The following is a 16,300-nucleotide window of genomic DNA, read 5'->3' as shown; positions in this document are numbered from 1 at the left end:
ATTTTTTTAAATTGCTTACAGTTAATTAGTACCAACGTTTTTTTTTCTTTTTAGAACCTTCTCCCTTCCGACCTTTTTTATATTTGCTTCCTTGTTTTTTATGAACGATGGGTTTCGCTTTTGGATCTAAAGGATAAGGATGATTGTCATCAACCGGAATTTGAACATTTATCAATTGCTGAATGCTCTTAACATAACTTTTTTCATCTGCAGAGCACAGAGAATACGATTTTCCAAAATTACCAGCTCGACCAGTTCTCCCAATTCGATGCACATAGGTTTCAGGAATATTAGGTAAATCAAAATTTATCACTGCATCTAATTCATTAATATCAATACCACGAGCTGCGACATCTGTGGCAATTAAAATATTAACTTCGGCATGCTTAAACTTATTTAATGCCGTTTGTCTTTCGCTTTGAGTTCGGTCACCATGAAGACGCTCTACACTATAACCATTATTACTTAATGTGTTTTCTAGTTTATCCACACCAAATTTTGTGCGTCTAAAAATAAGAATGCGCTTGCCTTTGATGGTATTGCGTAATAAATGTAGACAGAGTTCAACTTTATTTCGCTTCGGAACATAGTATAAAATCTGGCTCACATTATTTGCAGCTGAAGATGTAGGAGTGACTTCAATACGTTCGGGTGCATTTAAAATGGTGTTAGCCAATTGCTCTACTTTAAAGGGCATTGTTGCAGAAAATAAAAGATTTTGTTTGGTTTCAGGACATAAACGTTCGATTTTCTTAACGTCATCAATGAATCCCATATCTAACATTAAATCGGCTTCATCTAAAACTAAAATCTCTATATAATCTAGATTTATTATATCTTGTTTATGTAAATCCAATAAACGTCCAGGAGTCGCTACAACAATGTCGACGCCTTTTTTTAGAACATCAATTTGAGGTTCAATGCTAGTTCCTCCAAAAACTACTGTAGTCCTTAAATTGGTATATTTAGAATAGGTATTAAAGTTTTTGCCAATTTGAGCCGCAAGTTCTCGTGTTGGACTTACGATTAAAGCTCTTATTTTTTTTCCTTTTTTTGGCGCATCTTGTTTGTCGAATAACAATTGCAAAATAGGTAATGCAAAGGCAGCTGTCTTTCCTGTTCCAGTTTGTGCTGAAGCAATGACATCTTTTTTGTCTAATACTAATGGGATAGTTTGCTCTTGAATTAAAGTAGGTTCTGTATAACCTGCTTCATCAATAGCTTTGACAATCGTTTTATTTAGATTAAGTGCTTTGAAAGACATGAATTTACATTTCTCGCAAAGATAGTTGTTTTGTTGAGCTTTAACCTAATTAATACTTAGTACATGCTCTTCACTTTTCTAAGCTTATCTTTCCAAGTTTGAAGATTGTCTTTGTGATTATTTATATTCTTAATCACATCTCTTACCAAAGGATTTGATTCGTCAACATTTGAAAAGAACTGCATGTTGTTTTCGAGCTGATTAATTTCACCTTTAATTTCACCAATTTTCTTTCTGATATAGTTTTGTTCGTTGTCCAATAAACGTGTGTCATTTGGCTTAGACAAGGTTTCCAGTTTGTTTTCAAACTTAATCATCTCAAGCTTCGCCTTATCCATATCTAACTTTCCAAAAAGTGCATCAATTGCTTTATTGAATTTACCATCGATGTAACGTTTGTTTGATGGTATATGTCCTATGGCTTTCCAAGCATGGATTTGCTCTTTTATAGTTTCGATATCTTTCTCTGGCTTTCCAACAAGTTCGATAGCTTTTACAGTCTCTAATAAAGCTGATTTCTGTTCAAAGGCAGCCATTTCTTCTTTACTAGCTGCATTTTTCTCTTCATGCATTCTATCAAAATAATGATTACAAGCTTTTTTAAATTGCTTCCATATTTTATCACTATCCTTTCTTGGTACATGTCCAATGTTTTTCCAATCCGATTGGATTTTCTTCATTAGAGATGTTGTGGTTTCAAAATCGTCACTGTCTTTATTGTCTTCAGCAATTTTGATCAATTCTTGCTTTTTATGAAGATTGTCGTATTGATCTTTTTTAAGCGACTTATAAAAGTTGTTTTTACTTCTATTAAAATTTCTTACAGCTGTTTTAAATTTTGTCCAAGTAGCATCATTTACTTTAATTGGCACTTTACCAGCATTGAAAAAATCTTGACGTAGCGCTTCTATTGCTTTGATTTTATTTTGCCAAGCTTGATGACTTTTAGGCTGATCTTTAGCGATGTCATCAATTTTAGCAATAATTGCTTCTTTTCTAGCCAAATTGCCTTCATGAGCTTTATCTAAATCGGCATAGTAAGCCTGACGCTTATCATGAATTGTTTTAGTAGCATTACTAAATCGTTGCCAAATGTCTTCTCTATGTTCTCTGTCTACAGGACCTAATTCTTCTTTCCATAATTTATGTAAAACTTGCAATTCTCTAAATGACCTGTTAATGTTGTCATCTGCTGCAAGTTCTTCAGCACGTTCAATAATCTTTGTTTTTTGGTCAAGATTATGCTTGAAATCCATATCGCGTAAATCACGATTTAAATGTAAAAAGTCATAGAAAACTTCAACATGATGATGATAAGAATTCCATGCATTATTATAACGATCTCTAGGAATTGGACCAGCATTTCTCCACTGTTCTTGTAAATCTTTAAAATGCTTATACGTTGTATTAATGTTTTCTTCAACATTAATGAGACCTTTGATTTCTTCAATAATAGCAAGCCTGTTTTCTAAGTTTTGCTTTAAATTAGTCTCTAGGTTTTTGTAATAAGCATTTAGTGTATTTCGGTAGGATTTGTAAGCGTCATTAAAACGCTTTTTTACTGGAGTCGTAAAGTAAAAATCAATTTCGTTTCCGCCTTCACTTAAAAATTCTTCTTTCTTTTCATCTAGAAGTTCTCCAAATTTTGAATGAAACTCAGATTTAATCTCATCTACTTGAGATTTAATAGTTTGTATTTTCTTGTCTTGTATAAGTGTCTCAAGTTCAATGGCTAATTGCTCCATTGACATGGCATGGTAGTCTTTTGTCTCGAGCTCATGACGTTCAGCATTGGTTTCATCTTCAGCATCTTCAGCATTTGCTTCTTCAATCTCTTCAACATGTGCATCGGCTTTTTTAGACGTTTCAGAATCAGCACCAGCTTTAGTTTCTGAAACCTCTTCTTCAACTGCAGTATTCTCTACAACCTCTTCTATTGCATCTTCGGAAACAGCTTCAGTTTCAACAGTAGTCTCTTCTGTGGTTTCTGTAATTTCCTCTTTTATGATTTCGGAAGTTGTTTCGACTTCATTCGATGCTTCTTTTTCCGAAGTCTCTTCAGTTGAAGTTTCGACAGTTTCGCTAGCATCTTTTGCTTCTTCTGAAGTTGATTCGTCAGCAGCTTTTGTTTCCTCGTTTTTTTGAGGTGCTTCTGAAGTATTTAATTCAATCTTTCCATCTGCATTAAGCAGGTTATCGTTCTCAGACATTTTTCAATGTTTTTATATTAGAAGGCTAAGATACTAATCGATGACTGATTTACAAAAAAGTAACTCTATTTAGAAGGTTTATACGTTTAAATTCCAAATGCGCCATGACTTTTCAGCCTGAAACTCTAGCATTTTAAGTCCGTTACATATTTGAGCACCTTTGATCTTTCCAGATTTTAGAAACGTTGTTTCTTCAGGATTGTAAATCAAATCGTACAGTAAATGTTTATCGGTGATCCCATCATAAGGGATTTTCGGACAATTAGTTACATCTGGAAACGTTCCAACAGGAGTGCAATTGATGATGATTTTGTAGTTTTTTATATCGTCTATTGTCAAATTATCATAGGTAAACTTGGCGTTTGATTTCGTAGTTCTAGATACATAATCAAAGGTGATGTTTAGTTTTTTAAATGTATATGCTATGGCTTTTGAAGCTCCACCAGTACCTAATATTAATGCTTTTTTATGGTGTTTTTTTAGAAAAGGCTTTATAGATTTTTTAAAACCATAGTAGTCTGTATTATAGCCTTTTAAACGCCCTTGTGAATCAATAGTAATTGTATTTACAGCACCAATTTTTTTAGCTTTTTTATCTAATTTATCCAGATAAGGAATGACCTGCTCTTTATAGGGAATGGTTACATTGAAACCAGAGATATTGGGATTGTCTCGTAAAAGTTTTGGAAACATAGAAATGTCATCAAGATCAAAATTCTCATATGTAAACGGCAAATTCTCTGTTTCAAATTTGATTTTGAAATAGCCTCTAGAGAATGAATATGCAATGTCTTTTCCTAATAATCCTAATCTAGACATGAGTTCGTTTTGTGCGTTGGCCATACCACTCAAGCGCAAGTACGACTAAAATTCCTAATACAATATAACCAAAAGCAAAATAGGTTTCACTATGCAATTCGGGTAAAAAGCGTTCGTAATTGGCTATAATTTTTTCACCTCTAGAGTCGAGGAGAAAACCACCATCATCCTGGGCTTTGAAAATAGTTTTTTTCCAAGGCCAAACGACACCTAAAGAGCCAATAATAAAACCAATTATGGATGCTGTGGTGATGCTTTTGTAGTGTTTAAGCACATAACTTAATACGTGAGAAAATGTGACTAATCCAGCTGCAGAACCTAGTGTGAATACAATTAATACTTTTAGAAGTCGGACTCTAATTTCATTTTGAAGAAAACTAAAATCACCAGTTATGATTTCTGAAAATGTATCAAAAAGAGCATTTACTGAATCTACTAATAAGAGTACATAATTACCAAGAAGAATCAAAATGAAAGACCCAGAAAATCCAGGTAAGGTCATACCGGAAACACTAATTATTCCGCAGAAAAATACAAATATTAAATTATCATTTTCTGTGGCTGGATCTAAAAAACTTATACCTACACCTAGAATAATTCCAATAGTTAAAGCGGTAAGGCTTTTGTAATTCCAATCCTTAAAATCTTTATTGATGTAATAAATAGATCCGATAATCATTCCAAAGAAAAGACTCCAAACATAGAGCTCATAATTTTGAAGGAAGTAGTCTAGAATTTTAGAAACACTAAAATAACTAATGATCATTCCAGAAAACAAAAGGGCTAAAAATCTTCCGTTTATATATTGGTAAAAACTTTTGAATCGTCCATTAAACAATAATTTGAATGCTGTTTTATTGACGCGTTGTAAAGAAAATATAAACTCTTCGTAAAATCCAGCAACAAATGCTACTACGCCTCCAGAAACACCAGGAACCTTGTTAGCCGCTCCCATACCAAGTCCTTTAATGACCAAGAATAGACGATCTTTAAAGGTTCTTGTGTTTTCCATTACGCTTTAGATTTTTTATGACCTAAATTTTCTAGAATTAGGATGGTAGCAAATCCGATAACAACAAAAATCACAGCAAATAAGATTTGTGGATCACCAGTATATGATGAAGGTAGAATACTTTCATCTAAAACAGTAACCTCTATGCCTTCAGAATTGATACGTGTTTTTAATACGTTTTTCCATGGCCAAATCTTATTTAAAGATCCAATCATAAATCCTGTTAGAATGGCTAAAGTTAGATTTTTATGATGTTTAAACATCCAATTAAGGGCTTTTGAAAATACTTTCAAACCAACAACGGCTCCAATAGCTAACAAGAAAAAGTTAAGTAAGGCACCTTTTAAGATATCCCAATTACCAGTTGTGACACCTTCAATGAGATTGTTTACAGTGTTAATTGCAGTTTCATAAGCACCAAGAATTAGTAAAATAAATGCTCCGGAAACGCCTGGTAAAATCATAGCGATTATGGCAATGAAGCCACAAAATAAAAGATAAAAAGGACTGTCTGGTGATGCAAAAGGTTCGGCAAGAGTAATAAAATAGGATAGGATAGAGGTTATAATTATTGCCAATATAATTTTGGGTGACCAAGATTGTATTTGTTTTCCTATATAAAGAATACTTGCTAAAACAAGTCCGAAAAAGAAAGCCCACAACAATATTGGTTCATTATGTAAAAGCCATTTTATCAATTTCGCTAGCGATAAAATACTAATGGCAATTCCCGAAAATAAAGCTAATAAAAAGCTTCCGTTTATTGAGCTCCATGCTGTTTTAAAACCATCTTTTTTCCAAACTTTGAAAACACTAAGGTTTAAGTTGTCGATGCTTTCGATTAGTTCTTCGTAAATACCAGAAATAAATGCTATTGTGCCTCCTGAAACTCCAGGAACTACATCTGCAGCTCCCATGGCAATTCCTTTAAAAGTAATAAATAAGTAATCTTTAAATTGTCTAATCATTTTTGCAAATAAGAGCAGTAAAGGTATGAAATAGGAATGACTATTTTTAAACTAAAAAACGGATTAATAAAAAATGAAAACTTAAAATTGAATTATTTTTTTGATGCTGAAATGAGTTGTTGAACAGACGGTTTCTGTACTACGTTTGGAAACAATTCATCAAGAATGAAATCGTATTCAGGATCTAAAAGCAATGCGTTTTTTAGATGATAATGTCCTTTTCTACTTTCGTGTAATGTAAAGTGTAAACCAGCTAAACGAAATTCTATTTCTGCAGTTTCTGGATAAAATTCTGCGGCTTGAATCAAATTTAAAATAGCAGCTTCGTATTCACCAAGATCAATAAGAATGTCGGTTCTAGATAACCAAGTTTGAAGTTCGTAATTGCCTAAATCTAAAGTTTTCTTATAACCACGTTCGGCTTCTTCTAAAAAGTTAAGTCGATGATTAATTTGTGCATATAATTTCCAATAGATGACATTTTCTCCATCGATATTGATGGCTTTATTGATATAAAACAATGCCTTTTGAAAATTTTGTTTTCTGTTATAGAACTTCGTGATTGCAATCCATCCTTTATCTAATAAAGGATCTTCGTGCACTGTTCTATAAAAATACTGGACAGCCAAATCGTCTTGACCTAGTTTTTCGTGACAATACCCAATTCTGAGTAATGCAAAAGAGGTAGGTTCATCTAGAGCTAGCGTCACTTTATAGTTTTCAATGGCTTCTAAATAATGCTTTTTCTTTTCTAGTACTTTTCCTTTTTCTAAATAGGCACCAACAAATCTATCATCAGAAATAATGGCAAAATCAAAAGCAGCTAAAGCTTTATCGTAATCTTTTACTGTAAAATACTGACGTCCTAATTGATGCCAAGCAACTTCGCAATACGGATTTTTGTCTAAATAAATATTTAAGAAGTCGATAGCTTCATTGTTCTGATCTAGAAAATCATAGCAATAAATAATGTTATATAAGGCAGAATAATCTTCAAGGTCAATAGCTAAACATTTTGAGAAATATTCTCTGGCATTTTCAAATTGGTCTAAGAATAAGTATTCCATTCCAATAAGTGCAAATAAATCGGTTAGACCTTCATCATCTTGATTTAGTTTTAAAGCAATTTTTAAGGTGTCAATTGCTTTTTCGTGCATATCTTGCTTTGAGAATACACTTGCTTTTTGAATATAAATTTCATCGTTAGAAGGCTCAACAATATGGAGCTCATTTAAAACGTCGTCAGCCTCTGTGAATTTGTTTTCTAAGATATAGATTTCTGTTAAAAATAGTTTTAAATTAACAGAAGTAGGATGCTGTTCTAGGCCTAATTTAATAGCTTTTTTAGCCAAGGCAATTTTGCCACTTTCGAGATAGTGATGGATGATATTTTCAAATTCGTTCGAATCAAAGAATAAAACATGATTTGTTTTAAGCATGGATTCGAAGCGTGTAAGCGAAAAATTATTGTTGTCGTCAGGTTGACTAAACTCCATATGCAAATTTGAATTACCGTTATTTAAAATTACTCTTATCAGTTCAAAAACATCATTATTGGTGCCAATCTTTTCAACAAAGTAATCAACAGTTGTAGTTTTGTTTGAAATAAACCAGTTTTAATTATTGGAAATCAAAATGTTGCACTGAATTATTTAATTTATAAATTAGAGTTAATTTCATCTAAAATTTGGGTTATAATAGAACATCCCTTAAGGATTTCATCATTTGAAATGGTCAATGGAGGTGTAATTCTTATTGCTTTTTGTTCAAAAAGTAACCAAAATAAAATCAATCCTTTGTCCTTAGATCTCAAAATTACTTGGTTTGTGATGTCTGCAGAAGGAGTGATTGCTGCCAACATTAATCCTTTTCCTCTAATTTCAGAAATAAGCGGATGAACCAAATGTTTACGAATTAATTGTTCTTTTTCAAGTGCTTGAGACATCAGTTCTGATTCGGTGATTTCCTTCACAGTTGCTAAGGCAGCTGCAGCAATTACTGGATGACCACCAAAGGTTGTGATGTGCCCTAGTTTTGGATGGTCTTGTAGCAAGTCCATCATCGATTTAGACGATGTAAATGCACCAATAGGCATACCGCCTCCAAGTCCCTTACCTGTGACAAGAATATCTGGAATACAATTGTAGTGTTCAAATCCAAATAGTTTTCCAGTTCTACCAAATCCTGGTTGTATTTCATCAAGAATCAGTAATGCTCCAACGTTATCACATTGTTTACGTACTTTTTGTAAGTAATCATTTTGAGGTTCAATAAAACCTCCGCCACCTTGAATGGTTTCCAAAATAACGGCTGCAGTTTTGGTCGTAATGTGTGACAATTCCTCAGCACTATTAAAGGTTATAAATCTAACATCAGGAATAAGAGGTCTGAATGCCGTTTTACGTGCTTCATAACCCATTACGCTTAAAGAACCCATAGTATTTCCATGATAAGCGTGATGAGCAGCTATAATTTCGCTTCTTCCAGTAACACGTCTTGCAAGCTTTAAAGAACCCTCTATAGCTTCAGTACCAGAATTGGTTAGATAGGTCGTTTCTAATGGTTTTGGTAAGTGTTTTGCAAGTGATTTTGCTAATTCTACTGCTGGCTCCTGAATATATTCACCATAAACCATAACGTGTAAATACTTGTCTAGTTGATCTTTTATAGCCTGAACAACCTTAGGATGTTTATGACCTAAACTGCACGCAGATACGCCAGCAACAAAATCTAAATATGCTTTGTTGTTTGTATCGTAGATGTAAGAACCTTCTGCATGAGAAATGGACATGGCTAAAGGATGAGGTGTAGTTTGTGCTTGATATTTAAAAAAATCATCTAGCATTAGTTCTCTTTTTTTACCTTATTAATTAATGGTTTGGGTAAGTTTTGTTGTTGTAAAGAGTCGCGTTTTGATTTGATCGCTTTCGTTGGTTTCGGTAAATTACGTTCCGCTTTATTGATCTCGTCTTTATCTTTTTCTCTTGCTGAATCTATACGTTTAAATAAGGCTTCATCAAAAAACTCCTCTTCAGGAATATAATCGTCAAGTCCTTTTATAATGGGAAGTTCGAAAGGTGCATCTTCACTAAATAAATCTTCAATACTGTTTGGTCGTTCGTCTTCACGCCAATCGAATCCTCTAAATTTACGAGCATTTTTTGGAAATTGTGATTCTGGATAAATTTCACCATCTACTTGATTAAAAAGTGTGACAATTTTATAACCGTCTTCAAATTTCATATTGATTTTTGCAGATTTGGATTTGTTTATTCCTATTAGTGAGTCATTATCATTTCTTGAGTAAAAGATGATTTCAGCATTCTTTATAATATCCACATTATACAATTCATTATTTTCAAATAAACCGATTAATTTCTGACCTTTAATTTGGTTGAAACCCTCACCAATAGAATCTTTACTGATTAGGAACGCATTATTAAATACTTTTAAGGAATCCAATTCTTCTTTTTCTACATTAGAAATCAAATGAATAGAATCTCCAGTCATCTGATTGCCTAAATTCCAAAGAATAGGTCTTCTCTTTTGAGCATAAGCTTCTGTAGATGAAAAACGGTCTAAATTGATGAGCTGAGTTAAGCCAGTCTTGTGATCTGCATGAATAGAATCTGCTTTACCACTCATATCACTCTTATACATTTTTGCGTTGTAAAATGCTCGTGTGATGCGATGTTCTGGTTTACCAGTAATCATTAGTGTATCTGCATGAATGTAGATAGAATCTGTCTCTTGAACAGTAATTGCTAAAGCTCGTTTTGTAATAAATACAGAATCTTTTGCTCGAAATATTTCTGCATAATGACCTTTAATGATGCTTTTATTAATCGTGTCTGTTACGACAATATTATTGCTTGCAGACGCAAAGCTTCGGTTTCTATCAAAGTAAAGACTATCACCAATAACTTCTCTGTTGTTGTAGTTTATTTTTGAATTTTTCAGAAAATAACCAGTATCATTATTGGTGTCGTAAAATCCACGTTCACAATATATTTTACTTGAATCTCCAACTATTGTTGAAGGACCATATAAATATGAATGTCCTGTTTCTGAATAAAAATCTAATTGATTTGTGTTAAGGGTGTACTCTGGATTAACTAATACTACATCCTTTAGAAAGCGATATTTACTGTCATTCATATAATAACGACCAATCTGACTAGTAATCGTTCCTGAAGAATCTCTAACGACTTTGCCGGTAGTTCTATAATATGCTTCTTGTTTTGTTCTGTCAAAATAAAGGGTATCTGTGGTTAAAACAGATTGAGGTTCGGTAAGTACAACATCACCAGCTGCAAAAGCCATTTTTGTAATACCACTATACTCAACATATTTTGAGGTCATGTTAATTGTATCACCTTGTTTTACGATTACATCACTAAAGGCTTCAATAAAATCTTCATTTTGATAATAGATGGCTTTGTCACACCACATGTCAATGTCTTCATGTACGATATGAATTTGTGCTTGATCACTTCTAACAAACGTTGTAATATTTTCTCCTTTGAGAGAATCTTTCACAGTAAAACCAGAATATTCAATCCTAATTTTTTTAGGTTGTTGTGAATAGGTAAGTAATGTTGAAAAACAACAAGCAAGTAAAAGTATGTATCTGAAAACTAGATTCAAGGTGTTATATTTTGCTCCAAAAATAACTATTATCTCTTCGGAATAGTATGCCTTAACAGATTTTTAATAGATACTTTTAAGTTTATCTATTGATTGTTTGTGTTCTATCTGGTCCAACCGAAACTATAGTGATAGGAATTTCTAGCTCTTTTTCAAGGAATTCGATATACTCATTAAGTTCTTTTGGAAACTGAGAGACATCTCTCATTTTAGTTAAATCTTCTTTCCAGCCTTTAAAATCAGTGTAGATCGGTGTTACGTTTTCGGCTTCAATATTAAATGGTAAATGCGAAATCGTTTCCCCTTTATATTTGTAAGCTGTACATACTTTAAGTGTTTTAAAACCTGAGAGCACATCACCTTTCATCATGCTCAATTGTGTCACGCCATTAACCTGACAAGCATATTTTAGTGCTACTAAATCTAACCAACCACAACGACGAGGTCGACCAGTAACAGCACCAAACTCATGACCAATTCGAGCCATATCAGCACCAATTTTGTCAAATAATTCAGTAGGAAATGGTCCAGAGCCTACTCGTGTTGTATAGGCTTTAAAAATTCCGAAGACTTCTCCAATTTTATTTGGAGCTACTCCTAATCCAGTACAAGCACCAGAAGCAGTAGTGTTTGATGACGTTACAAATGGATAGGTTCCAAAATCGATATCCAATAAGGATCCTTGAGCGCCTTCGGCTAAAATGGGTTTACCATTTTTTAAAGCTTGGTTTAAATATTCTTCGCTGTCTATAAATTGTAGTCCTTTTAAGCGTTCAACGGCTGCAAAGAATTCTTCTTCCATTTCTTTTAAATCGTATTGAATATCTACATTATAGAATCCAATCATTGCTTCATGCTTATTAGCTAAAGCTCTATATTTTTCTTTCCAATTGTCTAATTCAAGATCGCCAATTCTAATGCCGTTACGACCAGTTTTATCCATGTATGTTGGACCAATACCTTTAAGCGTAGAGCCAATTTTAGCTTTCCCTTTGGAGGTTTCAGACGCAGCGTCTAACAAACGATGTGTTGGTAGAATCACATGTGCTTTTCTTGAAATAATCAAGTTTGATTTGTAATCTAATTTGAATTGATCTAAACCATCTAATTCTTGTACAAAAACAACAGGATCTATGACAACACCATTACCAATGACATTGATAGATTCTTTATGAAATATGCCTGAAGGAATTGTTCTTAATACATGCTTAATACCGTCAAATTCTAAAGTGTGCCCAGCATTTGGTCCACCTTGAAAACGAGCAATGATATTGTATTTGGAGGTGAGTACATCAACAATTTTACCTTTGCCTTCGTCTCCCCATTGTAGTCCTAGTAGTAAATCTACTGCCATTGTATAATCTAGTTAGTTGGTTTGTTTTTTGTTCCGTAAAAGTAGAGTGAATGATTAGAAATTGAAATATCAAAGACCTCCTCAATCGTCTTTTTTATGGACTGTATTCGAGGATCGCAAAACTCGATAACTTCACCTGTATCAGTTAGGATAACATGATCATGTTGTTTGTCGAAATATGATTTTTCATAATGTGCTTGATTTTGTCCAAACTGATGTTTGCGAACCAAAGCACATTCCAGAAGAATTTCAATTGTATTATAAAGTGTAGCACGACTTACACGATAGTTTTTGTTTTTCATTTTGATGTATAAAGATTCAATATCAAAATGCTCCTCACTATCATAAATCTCTTGAAGTATCGCGTAGCGTTCAGGTGTTTTTCTATGACCTTTTTCTTCAAGGAATTTTGTAAAAACGTTCTTTACAATGTCTTGGTTACTCTGTTCTGTATTTGCACTCATAATTTGTGTTGCGAATTTACACAATTATACTCTTGTCACCTTATCTATTCCATTAATTTTTTTAAGGTTATCCATAAGTTTTTTCAACATTGTATTGTTAGTAACTACAACATTTATCTTTCCAGAAAAAATGCCACCATCCGTATCAAAACTGATACTTTTCATGTTTACGTGCATGTTTGAAGAAATCTCTTTAGTGATATTGTTTACTAAGCCTAAATTATCAATTCCAGATAAGGTTAATTGTGCTGAAAATTCTTGTTGTGACGAATCAATCCATTTGGCTAGCATGATACGATATGCATAATTAGATTGTAAGCTTAATGCATTCGGGCAATTTTTTTTATGAACCTTAATGCCTTCATTAATCGTCAGGAAACCAAACACATTATCACCTGGAATAGGATTACAGCAGGTCGATAATTTATAATCAAGTTTTTCTTCTTCTTTACCAAAAACGAGCATATCATATTTGGCAGTAATTTCATCTTTATCAAGATCTGGAGCTACGGTTGGTTTACGAATCTTACTTTTGATGTAAGACATAAACATATTGCTTCGAGAAGCTGCATACTCCTTGAGCATTTTATTGTCTATGGTTCCGATACCAACTCGGTAAAATAAATCGAGACTTGTTTTTAATTTGAAATGATTGACCATTTCATTAATCGATTTTTCGTCTAAACTAATTTTGAGTTGTTTTAGTTTACGCCTTAAAATCTCTTTCCCGTCTTCTGCAACTTCTTTTTTCTCGTCTTTCAGCGATGATTTTATTTTGCTTCGAGCTCGCGCTGTAGTCGCGTAATCTAGCCAGTTGCTGTTTGGTTTTATGTTTTCAGAAGTTAATATTTCTACTTGATCACCACTATTGAGCTCATGACTTAAAGGGACTAACTTTCCATTTACTTTTGCGCCACGTGTTTTCATGCCAACTTGAGTGTGCACGCTAAAAGCAAAATCTAAGGGAGTTGCACCTTTAGGTAATGATTTTAAATCTCCATTTGGAGTGAATACATAAATCTCTTTAGCGTATAGGTTGAGTTTGAATTGCTCTACAAAATCTACAGCATTAGTTTCGTTACTTTCTAGGGCTTCTTGTAATTTATCAATCCAAGTATCTAATGCATCTTCGGCATTTCCTTGTTTGTATTTGTAGTGAGCTGCATAGCCTTTTTCCGCTATTTCATTCATTCGCTCACTTCGAATTTGGACTTCTACCCAACGCCCTTTCGGTCCCATAACTGTAATATGTAGTGCTTCATATCCAGTTGATTTTGGTGATGAAATCCAATCACGTAATCGAGTTGGATTAGGAGTGAAGTGGTCTGTGACGATTGAATATATTTTCCAAGAGAGAAATTTTTCGTTTTCAAAATCGGATTTATAAATAATTCTAACAGCGAATTTATCGTAAACTTCATCAAAATCAACACCTTGCTTGACCATTTTCCGTCTTATGGAATAAATAGATTTTGGTCGACCTTTAATCTCATAATTTAAACCTTCGCTATCTAAAGAGTCGACAATAACCTTTGAAAACTCTTGGATGTAATTATCTTGTTCTTCTTTGCTCTCTTGAATTTTTTCAAGGATGTCATTATAGACTTCGGGTTCTGTGTATTTTAGTCCTAAGTCTTCTAGTTCTGTTTTAATATTATAAAGACCAATTCTGTGGGCTAAAGGCGCATAAATGTATAAGGTTTCTGAAGCAATTTTTTCTTGTTTATCTGCTCGCATTGAATCCATTGTTTGCATGTTATGGAGTCGGTCTGCGATTTTAATAATAATTACTCGCACGTCATCATTTAGTGTGAGCAACATCTTTCGGAAGTTTTCTGCTTGTGTCGAAACGTCTTTATCCTTATTTAAGGATGAAATTTTTGTTAATCCGTCAACGATACGAGCAATAGTTTCGCCAAACATTTGGCTAATATCTGCGAGTGTATAATTTGGATTATCTTCAACGACATCGTGAAGCAATGCTGCTGCAATACAAGTGGCATCTAAACCAATTTCACCTGCAACGATTTTCGCTACAGCAATTGGGTGAAAGATATAAGCTTCACCAGACTTGCGACGTTGATCTTTATGAGCATCGACAGCTACCTCAAACGCATGACGAATTAATTTCTTATCTGTCGCTGTAAGTGTTTGGTAGCTTACCTTAAGAAGGTCTTTATAAGCTTTTGCAATCTCTGCATTTTCTTTTTCGATGTCTACTTCTGCCATAAAACTAAAGTAGCAATAAGAAATGTAATGTGCAATGTGTTTTTTGGTTTTGTTTTTTATGAAGTTTAATATGAGCTACTAACAGGTCTCAAAACATCATCTTCTCAAATTTCTAATACGTTCTAAAAGTGTGGGATGTGAATAATGCATCCAAACATAAGAAGGGTGAGGTGTGAGATTACTCAAACTGTTTTTTGACAATTTTTTTAAGGAGGTAATTAAGGGTTCAGCTTTATACGTTGTTTTTGCATAATCATCAGCTTGGTACTCAAATTTGCGCGAGATGTAATTCATGGCCAATCCAATAAGTTCTGAAATAGGAGAGTAGAGCATTCCGAAGGCAATTAAACCAACATGAAAACTAGGAATTTCAACACCCAATGCATTTGATAACAATGGATTTGATATGAAAATAGACAAGATAAATAACATAATTCCTGTGAGTAAAATTGAAGTCACCAGATTGAAAATTATATGATTTCGTTTATAATGACCAACTTCATGTGCTAATACAGCAACAATTTCTTCTTCCTCTAAATCATTAACTAAAGTATCGTACAATGTAATGCGCTTTTCGCTGCCGAAACCAGAAAAGTAAGCATTTGCTTTTGTACTTCGTTTTGAACCATCAATTACAAAAATATTCTTTAAACTAAAACCAACCGATTGTGCATATTCTGAAATTTGTTCACGCAAAGTACCATCTTCTAATGGTGTTTGTTTGTTGAATAATGGCACAATTAGTCGCGCATAAAATAGGTTCATAAATACTGTAAAAACCGTAATAATTCCCCAAGTATACAACCAAAACTGTTCTTGTGTTTGTTGGTAAAACCAAATGACAAGCGCTAAAATGCCACCACCTATAATGATAGACATGAGTAGCCCTTTTATTTTGTCTAGAACAAAGGTTTTAACCGTTGTTTTATTGAACCCGAATTTTTCTTCAATCACAAACGTTTTATATATCGAAAAAGGAGTTGAAATAAGATCACTACCAATCATAATAATTCCGAAAAATAGCAAGGCAATTCCTATTGGGTTTTCTGTATAACTTCTTGCAATATGGTCTACATATTCAAAACCATCCAGTAAGAAAAAAGCAAGCGTCAATACAATGGAAAATGTAGAACTTAAGATTCCGAACTTATAATTGGTTTTTTTATAAGCTTGGGACTTTTTATAATCGTCGTCGTCATAAACATCATTTAACTCCTCAGGAATGACATCGTCATAATGTTTAGCATTTAAGGCATTAAGGATTTTATCAATAATAAAGTTGATGATAATAATGCCAATAATAATGTAGAATAACGTAGTTGAGGTCATGTGT

12 protein-coding genes are annotated in these 16,300 nt (G+C 33.3%); all 12 read right to left on the bottom strand.

The window, feature by feature from the left end; translation table 11 throughout:
• Positions 1 to 25: 25 nt before the first annotated feature.
• A complete protein-coding gene (locus tag VOI25_RS05890; protein ID WP_323788092.1) occupies positions 26 to 1,264 on the bottom strand; it encodes a DEAD/DEAH box helicase in 1,239 nt (412 codons plus the stop codon).
• A gap of 56 nt (positions 1,265 to 1,320) precedes the next feature.
• Positions 1,321 to 3,474, bottom strand: a complete 2,154-nt coding sequence (locus VOI25_RS05885; protein WP_323788091.1) for a DUF349 domain-containing protein — start codon at positions 3,472 to 3,474, stop codon at positions 1,321 to 1,323.
• Between the two features lie 78 nt (positions 3,475 to 3,552).
• Complete coding sequence (gene aroE / locus VOI25_RS05880) at positions 3,553 to 4,293, bottom strand: shikimate dehydrogenase (RefSeq protein ID WP_323788089.1); 741 nt, start codon at positions 4,291 to 4,293, stop codon at positions 3,553 to 3,555.
• Positions 4,286 to 5,305, bottom strand: a complete 1,020-nt coding sequence (locus VOI25_RS05875) for a DUF368 domain-containing protein (RefSeq protein ID WP_323788087.1) — start codon at positions 5,303 to 5,305, stop codon at positions 4,286 to 4,288. Before VOI25_RS05875 ends, aroE begins: the two co-directional genes overlap by 8 nt.
• Entirely contained in the window at positions 5,305 to 6,273 is a 969-nt protein-coding gene (locus tag VOI25_RS05870; RefSeq protein ID WP_323788085.1) for a DUF368 domain-containing protein, read from the bottom strand. Before VOI25_RS05870 ends, VOI25_RS05875 begins: the two co-directional genes overlap by 1 nt.
• A gap of 92 nt (positions 6,274 to 6,365) precedes the next feature.
• Positions 6,366 to 7,769 carry a tetratricopeptide repeat protein gene (locus tag VOI25_RS05865; RefSeq protein WP_323788084.1) on the bottom strand — a complete coding sequence of 468 codons (1,404 nt, stop codon included), beginning with the start codon at positions 7,767 to 7,769 and terminating at the stop codon, positions 6,366 to 6,368.
• 161 nt (positions 7,770 to 7,930) lie between these two features.
• Positions 7,931 to 9,118 (bottom strand): aspartate aminotransferase family protein, encoded by a 1,188-nt coding sequence (locus VOI25_RS05860; protein WP_323788082.1) that lies wholly within the window; start codon positions 9,116 to 9,118, stop codon positions 7,931 to 7,933.
• On the bottom strand, positions 9,118 to 10,812 hold the full coding sequence (locus tag VOI25_RS05855; RefSeq protein ID WP_323788081.1) for an OstA-like protein: 1,695 nt from the start codon (positions 10,810 to 10,812) through the stop codon (positions 9,118 to 9,120). The genes VOI25_RS05860 and VOI25_RS05855 overlap by 1 nt, the downstream gene beginning before the upstream one ends.
• A 190-nt stretch (positions 10,813 to 11,002) precedes the next feature.
• Complete coding sequence (locus VOI25_RS05850; protein ID WP_323788080.1) at positions 11,003 to 12,274, bottom strand: adenylosuccinate synthase; 1,272 nt, start codon at positions 12,272 to 12,274, stop codon at positions 11,003 to 11,005.
• An 8-nt stretch (positions 12,275 to 12,282) separates the two neighbouring features.
• On the bottom strand, positions 12,283 to 12,738 hold the full coding sequence (locus VOI25_RS05845) for a transcriptional repressor (RefSeq protein ID WP_323788079.1): 456 nt from the start codon (positions 12,736 to 12,738) through the stop codon (positions 12,283 to 12,285).
• A 24-nt stretch (positions 12,739 to 12,762) separates the two neighbouring features.
• On the bottom strand, positions 12,763 to 14,967 hold the full coding sequence (locus tag VOI25_RS05840) for a RelA/SpoT family protein (protein ID WP_323788078.1): 2,205 nt from the start codon (positions 14,965 to 14,967) through the stop codon (positions 12,763 to 12,765).
• Between the two features lie 96 nt (positions 14,968 to 15,063).
• A complete protein-coding gene (locus tag VOI25_RS05835; RefSeq protein ID WP_323788077.1) occupies positions 15,064 to 16,296 on the bottom strand; it encodes a M48 family metallopeptidase in 1,233 nt (410 codons plus the stop codon).
• Between the last annotated feature and the right edge of the window lie 4 nt (positions 16,297 to 16,300).

It is taken from the genome of Psychroserpens sp., from assembly GCF_034670085.1.
GTDB lineage: Bacteria > Bacteroidota > Bacteroidia > Flavobacteriales > Flavobacteriaceae > Psychroserpens.
The sequence above is the reverse complement of the archived record's forward strand: the minus strand, read 5'-3'. Positions and strand labels throughout refer to the sequence as shown.